This window comes from Vitreoscilla massiliensis (assembly GCF_001457815.1).
Taxonomy (GTDB): domain Bacteria; phylum Pseudomonadota; class Gammaproteobacteria; order Burkholderiales; family Neisseriaceae; genus Vitreoscilla; species Vitreoscilla massiliensis.
The window spans coordinates 277,296-290,645 of record NZ_LN898221.1 but is presented as its reverse complement, the minus strand read 5'-3'; the positions used below and the strand labels follow the sequence as shown (position 1 = coordinate 290,645).

Annotated in this window: 11 protein-coding genes; 6 read left to right on the top strand and 5 right to left on the bottom strand. The window is 52.1% G+C overall.

Translation table 11 applies throughout. The features are described 5' to 3' along the window. Nucleotides 1-4: 4 nt before the first annotated feature. On the bottom strand, nt 5-1,837 hold the full coding sequence (edd, locus tag BN3003_RS12925) for a phosphogluconate dehydratase (RefSeq protein ID WP_058357085.1): 1,833 nt from the start codon (nt 1,835-1,837) through the stop codon (nt 5-7). A gap of 175 nt (nt 1,838-2,012) precedes the next feature. Here edd and zwf point away from each other — a divergent pair, with 175 nt between their 5' ends. From zwf to BN3003_RS12900, 5 genes are read left to right on the top strand one after another with little or no spacing between them, the layout of a single operon-like run. Further along, the gene (zwf, locus tag BN3003_RS12920; protein ID WP_058357084.1) at nt 2,013-3,485 is read left to right on the top strand and encodes a glucose-6-phosphate dehydrogenase; all 1,473 of its coding nucleotides are present in this window, start codon (nt 2,013-2,015) and stop codon (nt 3,483-3,485) included. After that, nucleotides 3,472-4,206: a 6-phosphogluconolactonase gene (pgl, locus tag BN3003_RS12915; RefSeq protein ID WP_058357083.1), complete on the top strand. Its 735-nt coding sequence runs from the start codon at nt 3,472-3,474 to the stop codon at nt 4,204-4,206. Before zwf ends, pgl begins: the two co-directional genes overlap by 14 nt. Beyond that, on the top strand, nt 4,193-5,167 hold the full coding sequence (locus BN3003_RS12910; protein WP_187119863.1) for a glucokinase: 975 nt from the start codon (nt 4,193-4,195) through the stop codon (nt 5,165-5,167). Before pgl ends, BN3003_RS12910 begins: the two co-directional genes overlap by 14 nt. 1 nt (nt 5,168) lies before the next feature. Beyond that, nucleotides 5,169-6,017, top strand: coding sequence for a MurR/RpiR family transcriptional regulator (locus tag BN3003_RS12905; RefSeq protein ID WP_058357082.1), 849 nt, complete (start codon nt 5,169-5,171; stop codon nt 6,015-6,017). 38 nt (nt 6,018-6,055) lie between these two features. After that, on the top strand, nt 6,056-7,318 hold the full coding sequence (locus BN3003_RS12900; protein ID WP_058357081.1) for a sugar MFS transporter: 1,263 nt from the start codon (nt 6,056-6,058) through the stop codon (nt 7,316-7,318). A gap of 149 nt (nt 7,319-7,467) precedes the next feature. Here the strand turns inward: BN3003_RS12900 and BN3003_RS12895 are convergent, their stop codons facing one another. From BN3003_RS12895 to BN3003_RS12880, 4 genes are all read right to left on the bottom strand, one after another. Then, nucleotides 7,468-7,707 carry a hypothetical protein gene (locus tag BN3003_RS12895; protein ID WP_058357080.1) on the bottom strand — a complete coding sequence of 80 codons (240 nt, stop codon included), beginning with the start codon at nt 7,705-7,707 and terminating at the stop codon, nt 7,468-7,470. A 529-nt stretch (nt 7,708-8,236) separates the two neighbouring features. Further along, nucleotides 8,237-9,700, bottom strand: a complete 1,464-nt coding sequence (locus BN3003_RS12890) for a catalase (RefSeq protein ID WP_058357079.1) — start codon at nt 9,698-9,700, stop codon at nt 8,237-8,239. Between the two features lie 108 nt (nt 9,701-9,808). Next, on the bottom strand, nt 9,809-10,315 hold the full coding sequence (locus tag BN3003_RS12885; protein ID WP_058357078.1) for a hemerythrin domain-containing protein: 507 nt from the start codon (nt 10,313-10,315) through the stop codon (nt 9,809-9,811). Nucleotides 10,316-10,339: 24 nt separating this feature from the next. After that, nucleotides 10,340-11,473, bottom strand: a complete 1,134-nt coding sequence (locus BN3003_RS12880; RefSeq protein WP_058357077.1) for a D-alanyl-D-alanine carboxypeptidase family protein — start codon at nt 11,471-11,473, stop codon at nt 10,340-10,342. Between the two features lie 239 nt (nt 11,474-11,712). Between BN3003_RS12880 and ilvA the strand changes: the two genes are divergently transcribed. Next, nucleotides 11,713-13,230, top strand: coding sequence for a threonine ammonia-lyase, biosynthetic (gene ilvA / locus BN3003_RS12875; protein ID WP_058357076.1), 1,518 nt, complete (start codon nt 11,713-11,715; stop codon nt 13,228-13,230). Nucleotides 13,231-13,350: the final 120 nt, after the last annotated feature.

The window sequence follows — 13,350 nt, the reverse complement described above, 5'->3', positions numbered from 1 at the left end:
ATCCTTAGTTGAAATCACCACCGAAACTCATGGCACCAGTCTCGGCACTGGAGCTTAATTGGCGCATGCCAGCAAACAAGCGCCGACCGACGGTGTGCAGGTGTGGGTTCAAGTCGACCGTGGCAACAGGGCGTTGTTGCAAGAGCGCATCGGCCACCAACACGCTCAATTCGCCTGTTTCGGCGTTTAAGCGCACGATGTCGCCGTCTTGAATTTTGGCGATGGTGCCGCCGAGCAAGGCTTCTGGTGTCAAATGGATGGCGGCAGGCACTTTGCCAGACGCGCCAGACATGCGCCCGTCGGTGACCAAAGCCACTTTGTAACCTTGGTTTTGCAACACGCTCAATTGCGGCGTCAATTGGTGCAATTCTGGCATGCCATTGGCGCGTGGCCCTTGGAAGCGCAACACCACCACACAATCGCGATTGAGTTCGCCACGTTTGAAGGCTTCTATCACTTGCGCTTGCTCGGTAAACACCACCGCCGGTGCTTCAACAATGCGGTTCTCGGGGGCAACTGCCGAAACCTTAATCACCGCCCGCCCCAAATTGCCTTGTAACAGTTTCAAGCCACCATTGTTGGCAAAAGGCAGATTTACAGGCCGCACTATGCCGTCGTCCAAGCTGTGCGCGGTGACATCGCGCCATACTAATTGACCCTCTTGTAAGAACGGCTCTTGCGCATAAGCGCGCAAACCTGTGCCCATCACGGTGCGCACATCTTCATGCAGCAAACCCGAATCCAGCAATTCGCGGATGATGAAGGCGATGCCGCCAGCAGCGTGAAATTGGTTCACATCGGCTTTGCCATTGGGATAGACTCGGGCGAGCAGTGGCACCATATTGGAGATGTCGTCAAAGTCTGACCAATCAATGCGGATGCCGGCCGCGCGGGCGATGGCCACCAAATGCAAAGTGTGGTTGGTCGAGCCGCCGGTTGCCATCAAACCAACAATGGCATTGACGATGCTGCGCTCGTCTATCATCTCACCCACACCAATAATGTGTTCGCTTTTGGCCAAAGAGGCGGCCTGTATTGCCGCTTGCTTGACCAAGGCGGTGCGCAATTCGGTATTCGGATGCACAAATGCACTGGCAGGCAGGTGCAGCCCCATGATTTCCATCAGCATTTGGTTGGAATTGGCGGTGCCATAAAACGTGCACGTGCCGGCGCTGTGGTAAGACGCGGCTTCGCTGGCCAATAAGGCTTCGCGCCCGACTTGGCCGGTGGCATACAATTGGCGCACTTTGGCTTTTTCATCATTGCTGATGCCGGTTTCCATCGGGCCGGCTGGTACAAACAGCGCTGGTAAATGGCCAAAACTCAGAGCCCCGATGAGCAAACCGGGCACGATTTTGTCGCACACGCCCAAATACAAAGCCGCATCAAACATTTGGTGCGACAAGGCCACGGCCGTGCTCATGGCAATAACATCGCGCGAAAACAGCGACAATTCCATGCCAGCTTGGCCTTGGGTCACGCCATCGCACATCGCTGGCGTGCCGCCAGCAAACTGTGCCGTCGCGCCCACACTCAAGGCCGCTTGTTTGATGATGTCTGGATAGGCTTGTAAAGGTTGGTGCGCCGACAACATGTCGTTGTAGGCCGACACGATGGCAATGTTCGGCGCGGATTGTTGCTGCAATTCGATTTTGATGGCATTGGGCATGGCGGCAAACGCATGCGCCAAATTGGTGCACGACAATTGGCTGCGCTCTAATTTGCCTTGCAAACGCATGCTGGCAATCATGTCCAAATAAGCGCGGCGGCTGTTGGCGCTGCGCGCACGGATGCGCTCGGTGATGCGCGCCAAATCGGCATTCAATACAGAACTCATGGTGGTTGTTCCAATGCTTGTAATTTTATTACATATTTTACGTGGATTTGGCGGTGATTGTACAAGGGTATTTACACAAGTTTCAAAAATGCCGCAAAACAATGCCTAAATATGGAATTGTTGCCAATGATGAAGTAATATTACTACCTTAACACATGTTCAACTGGGAATCCCTATGTCGAAAACCCTACCTCATGCCAAAACGCCGTTCAATATGGTGTTGTTCGGTGGCACGGGCGATTTGGCCATGCGCAAACTCTTGCCGGCGCTGTATGCCGCCCACCAACATGGCTTGCTGCATCCTACAGGCCGTATCATCGGCTTGGGTCGCAAGGATTTGGGTCGCGCTGCCTATGTGGCGCAATTGGAAGCCGAGGCCAAGCCGCGCATCAAAGGCGTCAATGCCGAAGGCTGGGACAGCTTTTTGGCGCGCATCGATTATGTGCAAGTGGATGCCACCCAAGCCGAACATTATCAAGCCTTGGCAGCCAAGCTGCACGGTCATGTAGGTGTGCTCAATGTCTATTATCTGGCCACTGCGCCGCAGTATTTCGAGCCCATTTGCGCGAATTTGGCCGCCGTTGGCTTGAACCACGAGCCACACCGGGTGGTATTGGAAAAGCCGTTGGGCACCGATTTGACCTCGTCCAACAACATCAATGCAGCCATCGCGCAGTATTTTGCCGAAAACCAGATTTACCGCATTGACCATTATTTGGGCAAGGAGTCGGTGCAAAACCTGCTGGCGATGCGTTTTGCCAATGTGTTGTTTGAGCCTTTGTGGCGGCGTGAATGGGTCGAGCATGTGCAAATCACCTTGGCAGAAAAATTGGGCGTGGCCGGTCGTGGTGAGTTTTACGATGGCATCGGCGCTTTGCGCGACATGGTGCAAAACCACTTGCTGCAATTGCTGTGTTTTGTGGCGATGGAACCGCCGCACAGTTTACAGGCCGATGCCGTACGCGATGAAAAACTCAAGGTGTTGAAATCCTTGAAGCCGCTGCGCATTAACGATGTCGCCAAACAAGTGGTGCGCGGCCAATACAAAGCCGGTGCGATTGATGGCCTCAGCGTGCCCGCTTATGTGGACGAAGAAGACACGCCCGAGGCGAGCAATACCGAGACGTTTGTCGCCTTGAAGGCACAAATCGACAATTGGCGTTGGGCGGGGGTGCCATTTTTCTTGCGCACCGGCAAACGCATGCAAGAAAAAGTGGCCGAAATTGTGATTCAGTTTCGCGAAGTGCCGCACGCAGTGTTTCCAGTTGCTGGCGGCGTGGCAGCGGGCAACCGCTTGGTCATCCGTTTGCAACCAGAAGAAGACATCCGCTTGTATTTGATGGCGAAAGAGCCGGGCAATGCAATGAAGGTGAAGCCGACTTACCTGAGTTTGGATTTTTGCCAAATGTTTGATGGCCGCCGTGCCGAGGCGTATGAGCGCTTATTGCTCGATGTCATCGATGGCAAGCTGGCTTTGTTCATGCGCCGCGATGAATTGGTGGCGGCATGGGAATGGGTCACACCCATCATGCAAGCGTGGGCCGAGCAAGGCGATGAACCCAAATCCTATACCGCCGGCACTTGGGGCCCTGCGGCTTCCAGCGCCTTATTGTCCAAAAACGGGGTGATGTGGCATGAAGAAGCCTGATAAAAAACATCTGGAAAAATGGCATGAGTTTGCGACCGAGGCCGAATTTAATTTGGCCTTGGCCAGTGCTTTAATCAGTCAGTTGCGTGATTTGCTCAGCCGCCAAAACCACGTGCTGCTGGCCGTATCCGGTGGCAAATCACCGCGTGCGCTGATGCAAACCTTGAGCACAGCAGATTTGGATTGGTCACGCGTCACCATCCAATGGGTGGACGAACGCTTGCTCAGTCGTGGCCATGTCAACAGCAACAGCGTGTTGATTGAAACCAACTTATTGCAACACCATGCCGCGCAAGCACAGTGGCAGCCCTTGTTGCCAGTTATCAATCCCAATGACGCGCCACGAGAATTGACCGAAACTGAGCGCATGACAGTGTTACAGGCCGCATTACAAGCCTATCAGCGCCCCGATGTGGTGGTGTTGGGCATGGGTGAAGATGGCCATACCGCATCGTTGTTTGCACATGCTGAGCAATTGGCCGCGGGCATTGATTTGGATAATGCAACACCGTTGCTGCTTCTGCAGCCTCCGGCCGCGCCGTATTGGCGCATCAGCATGACACTAGCTGCCATCGTAAGTGCCAAAAGCATCTACATCGCCGCTTTTGGCGCACCCAAACGCAAGGTGTTGCAACAAGCAGCCCAACAAGCCGATGTGAACTTGCCCATCAGCTTGGTTTTGCATCACTCACAAGGAATCCCTGTTCATGTCTATTGCTGAACCTCTGTGGCCGCGTTTGGTGGCCGACATCGGCGGCACCAATGCCCGTTTTGCTCTCGAAACCGCACCGTTGGTGCTCAGCGATGTCAGCGTGTTGGCCTGCAATGATTTTGCCACCATTACCGATGCCATCCGCCATTTTTTGCAGCAAGTGGGCCAGATCAAAGTCAGCCATGCCGCCATTGCCATTGCCAATCCGATAGTCGGCGACTGGGTGCAAATGACCAACCACCATTGGTCGTTTTCCATTGAAACCACCCGCCAAGCCTTACAATTGGAAACGCTGATTTTGCTCAACGACTTCACCGCGCAAGCGCTGTCGGTACCACACCTGCCCAAAGACGAATTGGTGAAAATCGGTGGTCGCAGTCCAATCGAGCAAATGCCCATTGCCGTCATCGGCCCGGGTACGGGTTTGGGCGTGTCGGGTTTGATTCCGCATGCCCATGGCTATACGCCTTTGGCCGGCGAGGGCGGTCATGTCAGTTTCAGCCCATTTGATGACACCGAAGCCACCATTTGGGCCTATGCCAAGGCCAAGTTTGGCCATGTGTCGGCCGAGCGTTTCTTATCTGGCGCTGGTTTGTCGCTGATATACGAGGCTTTGGCCGAACGCGAAGGCATTAAACGCGAAAAATTGAGCGCTCAAGACATTTCCAGCCGTGCCTTGACCGGACAGCATCCACTGTGCCGTTTGAGCTTGGACATCTTCTCCGCCATGCTCGGCACCATCGCCTCCAATTTGGCCTTAACCTTGGGCGCGCGCGGTGGCGTGTATTTGTGCGGTGGTATCATTCCGCGTTTTATTGAGTATTTTAAGCAATCGCCGTTTCGCGACCGTTTTGAAAACAAAGGCCGTTTCGATGCCTATTTGGCGGCGATACCGGTGTATGTGGTCTTGAGCCCATGTCCCGGCTTATTGGGCGCTGCCGTGGCCTTACAACAAACTTTGGAGGCATAAGATGGCCACTTTTTTACAGCAAGTGGCGCAAGCCTTACCGGGTTTAAGTCCCGCCCAAAAGCAAGTGGCCGAATACGCGCTGCAACAGCCACAAGTGTTTATGCAAGCGGCGGTGGCCGACATTGCCGCGACAGTTGGCGTGAGCGAACCTACGGTGATACGTTTGTGTCGGGTATTGGGTTGCAGCGGCTTGCCTGAGTTTAAGCTGAAATTGTCTGGCAGCCTCAGCCAACACCAAGGTACACCGTTTGTGCACGCCGATTTAAGCCGCGACGACAGTTACACCACCATTGCCCACAAAATGGTACAAAACACCCAAAATGCCTTAGGGCGTTTGCCAGATTTGTGGTCAGAAACCTTGTTGGCAACCTGTGTAGGGCACTTGATGGCGGCGCGGCGCATTGAGTTTTATGGCTTGGGCAATTCCGGCATCGTTGCCCAAGACGCGCAACACAAATTCTTTCGCTTTGGCCTAAACACCATCGCCTATACCGACAGCCACAGCCAGCGCATGGCCGCGTCTGTGCTGGGCGAACACGATGTGGCGGTGTTGGTGTCTTTGTCGGGGCAATCCGAAGAAATCTTGCAAGTGGCGCATTTGGTCAAACAGTCTGGTGCGACCTTATTGGCCTTAACCCAAAACGACACACCCTTGGCCATACTGGCCGATGCGCTACTGCCGATTCCAGCCACCGAAGACAACAGCCAATACATCCCGATGATTGCGCGCTTGTGCCAATTGATGGCCATAGACGTGTTGACCACAGGCTTGGCCTTGGCCATGCCCGGCGCGAGTGAACAATTAAGCCGTACCAAAAAAAGCATTAATTCCTACAAGCAACAACACTAAAAACAACTGCCAAGTCGAGACAATACAAAGGAGCGGCTATGCCATCACACACGCAAGCATCAGGTCACAACCACGCTTTGGTGGTGTTGACGTCTTTATTTTTCATGATGGGTTTCATCACCTGTCTGAACGACATTTTGGTGCCACACCTGAAAGAGGTGTTTACCTTAAGCTATGTGCAAGCGATGTTGGTGCAATTTTGCTTTTTTGGCGCTTACGCCATCATGTCGATACCGGCAAGCAAATTCATCATCAAACTGGGTTATAAAAACGGTGTGATTGGTGGTTTCTTGATTGCCGCCGTCGGCTGTTTGCTGTTTTATCCTGCGGCTTCTTCCAAGCTTTACCCTTTGTTTTTGTTTGCCTTGTTCATCTTGGCCACCGGTGTGACCTTATTGCAGGTATCGGGCAATCCGTATGTGACCTTGCTGAGTAAGCCGGGTAAGGAATCCAGCACCTTGACCTTGGTGCAAGCATTCAATTCTTTGGGCACCACCATCGCACCTTTATTGGGCTCGGTGTTTATTCTGGCGGCGGTGGTGAAAACGCCGGCGGAACAAGCGGCATTGGATGCCAGCGCTTTGGCCACTTACCAAGCTGAACAAGCTGCGTCGGTGCAAATGCCGTATTTGGCCTTGGCGGCGGTATTGGTGGTGTTGGCAGTGGCGGTGGCTTTGATACGCTTGCCCAAGGCCGAGCAAGTGCAAACCGACAGCAGCCACAGCTTAAACGATGGCAAAACCTCGGTATGGCAATACAAACACTTGGTTTTGGGCGCTTTGGGGATTTTTTGTTATGTGGGCGCCGAAGTGGGCATAGGCAGCTTGTTGGTGAATGTGATGGGCTTGCCTGAAGTGGCGGGCTTGAACCACCAAAGCGCCGCGCGCTATTTGGCCATGTATTGGGGCGGTGCCATGGTCGGGCGTTTTATCGGCAGCGCGGTGATGAGCAAAATTGCCCCGAATGTGTATTTGGCGTTCAATGCCTTGATGAATGTGCTGTTGATTGCCTTGGCCATGACGCTGGGCGGCCATGCAGCGATGTGGTGTTTGTTGGCCATAGGCTTCTTCAATTCCATCATGTTCCCGACCATTTTTTCATTGGCGGTGAACAAATTGGGGCGCTTTACCAGTGCCGGCTCGGGTGTGATTTGTACCGCCATCGTCGGCGGCGCCATCATGCCGGTGGTGCAAGGCTTTTTTGCCGACCACATCGGCTTGATGTTGTCGTTTATCGTGCCGGCTTTGTGTTATGTCTACATCGTCTATTTCGGCTTGAAAGGGCATAAAGTCCAAGTCTAGCGCTGCGTCACGGTTTAAAAGCGGCCTGTAAATCGGTTTACAGGCCGCTTATTTGCATGTGGGTTTGAGTATGAATGAACCTACAACAAATCCCTATGACCATGCGTGTGTGCAGGGAAAGAAGACGTAAAACTGAGTGCTATAAGTGGCTATTGCCAAATGCGTTGTTTGTGCGCGTCGCTGCCGACCACCATGTCCAACACATTGTATATGGCATTTTCATTGTAACCGTGGCTGGCGGTATTCATTTGGTGCAGCAAACGCTCGGCTTGCTGGCGGGTGCCGCCGGCGGCTTGGTAGCGCTGTAAGGCAGAACGGGCATCGGTCAAGATGACCGGCTCAGTGGTGATGATGGACCATAAAGTCTGTTGTAATTCATGTTCGGTCATGGTGTCTGTCCCTTGTGTGAGGTGGGTAAGTTACCAATAATTTGTGCAGTGCAAAACACATATTCAGACTTTACTAGAAGCTTTAGAGTTCCGCAACCGAATTGTTTCGTGGCGATTTTTACAATCAAAAACAGCGGGCTATCAATTGATAGACCACAGATGCGGCTGTGGCGTGGCAACAGTGTTGGCAGGCTTGGTAATGCAGCTTAGAGCCGGGGCATATGGAGCTTAGACACCAATGATATTGATGACGGTGTCGATGAGTGGGCGCGCTACTGTGCTTGGGCATTGCTATGGTACAAAGCATCACTGGGTTGGGTTTGTGGTTTAAATGTTGCAGTGCAAAATACGGCTGCAGTGGCTAATCAAACAAGCAGCTTAGATTCATCAGCCTCGGTGTGACTGCGCGGAGTGTGCATTGCAGCATAAATACGGTATGAAAACCATCACAGCCGAGTCTGAACCCACATCAAAAAGCGGCCTGTAAACATTTACAGGCCGCTTTGTTATTGCTCAGACACGCTGAAGATCATGCGTTCTTTAATTTATTGACCGCTGCTTGTACACCCGCGCCATAGTCTGGATGCACTTTGCCGCAGTTGGCGATGTGGCGCTCTTTGATGAAGTCCAAGGCGTCGCCCAAGGCGCGGGCGGTGTTGTCGAACAACACTTGTTTTTGCTCGGCCGACATCAATTCAAACAGCGCGCGCGGTTGTGACCAGTAATTGTCGTCATCGGCGCGAAAATCGTAGCGCTGTGCCGAATTGCCGATTTTCAATGGTGGCTCGCTGTAGTCGGGTTGCTCTTGCCAAGTGTTGAAGCTGTTGGGTTCGTAATGCAAGGTTGAGCCCATATTGCCATCGACGCGGCCAGTGCCATCGCGGTGGTAGATTGGTTTGCCATTGCGGGCGGCGTTGACCGGAATTTGGAAGTGGTTCACACCCAAACGGTAGCGCGCGGCATCGGCGTAAGAAAACAAACGCGCTTGCAACATGCGGTCGGGCGAGAAGCTGATGCCCGGTACCACGGCTGCCGGTGAGAATGCAGCTTGCTCGACATCGGCGAAATAATTGTCTGGATTGCGGTTCAATTCCATCACGCCGACATCGATTAATGGGTAATCACCATGTGGCCACACTTTGGTCAAATCAAATGGGTGGTACGGCACTTTTTCCGCGTCTTCTTCGGGCATGATTTGTACGCTCAAAGTCCATTTCGGGAAATCACCGCGTTCAATTGCATCGTACAAATCGCGTTGGTGACTTTCGCGGTCTTTGCCGATGATGGCTTCGGCTTCAGCGTCGGTCAGGTTTTTAATCCCTTGTTGGGTGCGGAAATGGAATTTGACCCAATAGCGTTTTTGGTCGGCAGAAATCAGGCTGTAAGTGTGCGAACCAAAGCCGTGCATGTGGCGATAAGACGCAGGTATGCCGCGGTCGCTCATGACGATGGTGACTTGGTGCATCGCCTCTGGCAATAAAGACCAGAAATCCCAGTTGTAAGTGGCGGAGCGCAAATTGGTGCGCGGATCGCGTTTGACGGCTTTGTTTAAGTCTGGGAATTTCAATGGGTCGCGGAAGAAGAATACTGGCGTGTTGTTGCCGACCAAATCCCAGTTGCCTTCTTCGGTGTAAAATTTTACGGCAAAACCACGGATGTCGCGTTCGGCATCGGCGGCGCCGCGTTCGCCCGCAACGGTAGAGAAGCGCACAAACAAATCGGTTTTTTTGCCCACTTCGCTGAACAGTTTGGCACGCGTGTATTGGGAAATGTCATGGGTAACGGTAAACGTGCCAAATGCACCTGAGCCTTTGGCGTGCATGCGGCGTTCAGGGATGACTTCACGGTCGAAATGGGCCAATTTTTCAATCAACCACACATCTTCTAACAACACGGGACCGCGGGCACCCGCAGTAATCGAGTCTTGGTTATTGGCGACGGGTGCACCCGCGACAGTGTACAGCGCAGGACCAGCTTTTTTTTGTTCAGACATGATACGCATCCTTATGGTTTAAGAGGTGGTTCAAGAAGTTCTGATGCCATATTACTTAAGAAGTTGCTGCGGTAAGGTTTTTATATTTTATGCGTGTATAGAAAAATACTATTTACGTCTGTTGGCCATGTTGTGACCCAAGCCGAGTAAGACATCGGCCTGTAAACCTGCTTGTATGCGTGTAAACAACGGTTCTTCTAAGGCCATGTGTTGTTGGTAAAGTTGGCAGAATAATTGTATGTCAGCAGCAGATAAGCTGTCGCTAAGATTGTGCAATTGTGTGTTTAAGCGTTGCCAAGCCTGCTCCATATCGGTGTGGGCGGCGCACAATTGTCGTATCAATGCGGCATCTTGAGGATGGGCCATGGGCAAATAGGCGGGGAACAAATCCACTTCTTCGTCCAAATGGTGTAAGGGCGCGGCTTGATTGAAGTATTGGCGTATGCGCTTTGCGCTAGCGTGGGCTTGCTCATCGCAGCCGTGTTCGGCCACATAGGAGGGTAATAAGCTGAGTTCGGCGCAAAAGCGGCGGATTTTATCGTGACAGGCCAAAAGCATGGCGATGGGGTCTTCAAAACTCGGTGCAAGGTGGTTACCCAATTGCATCACGCCCATCGCCATCTCCTGTGTTAAGTGGTTTTAAAAGGTATTTTTAAACCACAATACGATGCTGTCCCACATGCGACCGAAGAAGCCAGCTTCTTCGATGTCTTGTAAGGCCACCACTTTGCGCTCGGCCAAGACTTTATTGCCCGACATCAGTTTCAAAGTGCCCAATTCCGCGCCTTTTTTCACTGGTGCCAATACCGGTTGCACGGTTTCCAACACCGGTGTCACTTCTTCGCTGCCGCGCGGCAAGGTCACGTATACCGGTTGCAAGAAGCCGACGTCCAATTCATTGGCGCTGCCTTTGTATACCGTCACTTTGGACAGAGGTTTGCCCGCGTCGTAAAGCTTAGGCGTTTGGAAATGGCTCAAGCCCCAATTCAGCAATTTGCTTGATTCGGTCGCGCGCGCTTCCATAGACTTGGTGCCCACCACCACGGTAATCACACGGCGACCATCGCGTTTGCTCGATGCGATTAAGTTGAAGCCAGCCGAATCGGTGTGGCCGGTTTTCAAACCATCAACGCTGGAATCACGGTAGAGCAACAAATTGCGGTTGGGTTGGGTGATGTTGTTATAGGTAAACGATTTGATGGAATACGTTGGGTAGTATTGCGGGAAATCGCGGATTAAGGCATTGGACAAAGTCGCCAAGTCGCGCACGGTGGTATAGAGCTGTGGATCAGGCAAACCGGTGGCGTTGGTGAAATGGGTGTTGTTCATGCCCAATTTTTTGGCTTGCGCATTCATCATTTGCGCAAAACCTTCTTCGCTGCCGGCAATGGCTTCGGCCAAGGTCACGCAGGCATCGTTACCCGACTGCACTATCATGCCTTTGATCAAATTGTCGACGCTGACGGGCACTTTCGGGTCCAAGAACATGCGTGAGCCTTCGCTTTTCCACGCGCGTTCTGAGGCGGTCAATTGTTGGTCTAACTTCAAACGGCCATTTTTCAAGGCATCGAAAGTCAGGTAAGCCGTCATCAATTTGGTTAACGATGCGGGTTCTATGCGTGCATCTGGGTTTTTAGAGGTAAGGATTTGTCCGCTTTGGGCATCAAAAAATAAATACGCAGAAGCTTCTAATGCAGGCGCTGCAGGGACATCGGCAGCAAAACTTTGAAAGGCAAATAAAGACAAGCCCAGTGCAAGCAAATGTTTTTTCATGTGACAATACAACCGTGTTTAAAGGGTGATAATTAACAATACAATAATCAGCCGCTACCCTAGAGCGAAACATTAAAGTAAGCGGCCTGTAAAAGCCATTATAGCGGCTATACGGCGGCTATTGCGCATGCTAGTTGATTAAGAGATGTAAAGATACACATTAATCAGGCTTGCATCCAGTCTCTTGACGCGTTATTGTTGAAATCCTTTTTTCGATTTCGTTCATGGCAAAACCCATCATGAGTTCTTCGTATCAACATTATCTGACCAAAATCCTGACCGCATCGGTATACGATGCCGCCATAGAAACGCCTTTAGACGCTGCCAAAAGCCTGTCACAACGTTTGAACAATCACATCTTCTTAAAACGTGAAGACTTGCAACCGGTGTTCTCATTCAAATTGCGCGGTGCTTACAATATGATGGCGCAATTGTCGCCATCAGAATTGGCCAAAGGCGTGATTACCGCCAGCGCCGGCAACCATGCCCAAGGCGTGGCGATGTCGGCGCAATTGTTGGGGTGTGAGGCGATTATTGTGATGCCAAAAACCACGCCCAATATTAAGGTGGATGCGGTGAAAAACCGTGGTGGCAAGGTGGTGTTGGCCGGCGAATCGTTCAGCGATGCTTACCAACATGCGGTGAAATTGGTGGAAGAAACCGGCAAGACTTACATTCCGCCGTTTGACCATCCGGATGTGATTGCCGGCCAAGGCACTTTGGCAATGGAAATTTGCCGCCAACACCCGAAAAAAATTGATGCGGTGTTTGTGGCCATCGGTGGCGGCGGTTTGGCCGCAGGCGTGGCCGCTTACATCAAAAACGTGCGCCCTGACATCAAAGTCATCGGCGTGCAAACCGAAGACTCGTGCGCGATGTACCAATCCATCCAAGCGGGCGAACGCAAAGAGCTGAAAGATGTGGGTTTGTTTGCCGACGGTACGGCGGTGAAATTGGTGGGCGAAGAAACGTTTGCGATGTGCCGCGATTTGCTCGATGAAATCATCTTGGTCGATACCGATGACATTTGCTCTGCGATTAAAGACATTTTTGATGACACGCGCAGCATCGCCGAAACTTCAGGCGCTTTGGCTTTGGCCGGCCTGAAAGCTTATATAGAGCGCGAACAAGCGTTAGACCAGACCTTGGTAGCGGTGACCAGTGGCGCCAACATGAATTTTGACCGCTTGCGCCATGTGGCCGAACGCAGCGAATTGGGTGAGAAACGCGAAGCGATTTTGGCGGTGAGCATTCCTGAGCGCCGCGGCAGTTTCCTTAAGTTCATCCAAATTTTGGGCTCACGCAACATCACCGAATTCAATTACCGCTATGGCGATGAAAACGAAGCGCACATCTTTGTCGGCATACAAACCAATGGCACTGCCGACAAAAACACCATCATTCAAGCCTTACAGGCCGCTGATTTGCCAGTGGTAGACTTGACTGAGAATGAAATCGCCAAAATTCACATTCGCTATATGGTGGGTGGTCGTACCGATAAGGTGGCGAATGAGCGTGTGTTCAGTTTTGAATTCCCTGAGCGTCCTGGTGCTTTGGGTAATTTCCTCACCTCGATGCAAACGGGCTGGAACATTACCTTATTCCATTACCGCAATCATGGCGCCGACTATGGCCGCATCTTAATCGGCATAGATGTGCCACCGGAAGACGATGCCGCTTTGGCTGAGTTTATTGAGAAGTTGGGCTTTGTGTGGCAAGACCACAGCAACAATGAGGCTTACCGCTTGTTCTTATAAGCACTGCAACATCGTTGCCCCATTTGGCCTTTCAAAGCACTGTTATGATATTAACAGTGCTTTTTGTGTATTAATGGTTTAAAAAATCCGTACCGAGTGGCTCTTGTGCGTTTCGAGCGT

Coding starts and splice junctions, on each gene's coding strand:
- BN3003_RS12910 (WP_187119863.1), top strand. CDS start 4,193: ATGTCTATTGCTGAACCTCTGTGGCCGCGTTTGGTGGCCGACATCGGC.
- pgl (WP_058357083.1), top strand. CDS start 3,472: ATGAAGAAGCCTGATAAAAAACATCTGGAAAAATGGCATGAGTTTGCG.
- BN3003_RS12900 (WP_058357081.1), top strand. CDS start 6,056: ATGCCATCACACACGCAAGCATCAGGTCACAACCACGCTTTGGTGGTG.
- zwf (WP_058357084.1), top strand. CDS start 2,013: ATGTCGAAAACCCTACCTCATGCCAAAACGCCGTTCAATATGGTGTTG.
- BN3003_RS12895 (WP_058357080.1), bottom strand. CDS start 7,707: ATGACCGAACATGAATTACAACAGACTTTATGGTCCATCATCACCACT.
- BN3003_RS12905 (WP_058357082.1), top strand. CDS start 5,169: ATGGCCACTTTTTTACAGCAAGTGGCGCAAGCCTTACCGGGTTTAAGT.
- BN3003_RS12880 (WP_058357077.1), bottom strand. CDS start 11,473: ATGAAAAAACATTTGCTTGCACTGGGCTTGTCTTTATTTGCCTTTCAA.
- BN3003_RS12885 (WP_058357078.1), bottom strand. CDS start 10,315: ATGGGCGTGATGCAATTGGGTAACCACCTTGCACCGAGTTTTGAAGAC.
- edd (WP_058357085.1), bottom strand. CDS start 1,837: ATGAGTTCTGTATTGAATGCCGATTTGGCGCGCATCACCGAGCGCATC.
- ilvA (WP_058357076.1), top strand. CDS start 11,713: ATGAGTTCTTCGTATCAACATTATCTGACCAAAATCCTGACCGCATCG.
- BN3003_RS12890 (WP_058357079.1), bottom strand. CDS start 9,700: ATGTCTGAACAAAAAAAAGCTGGTCCTGCGCTGTACACTGTCGCGGGT.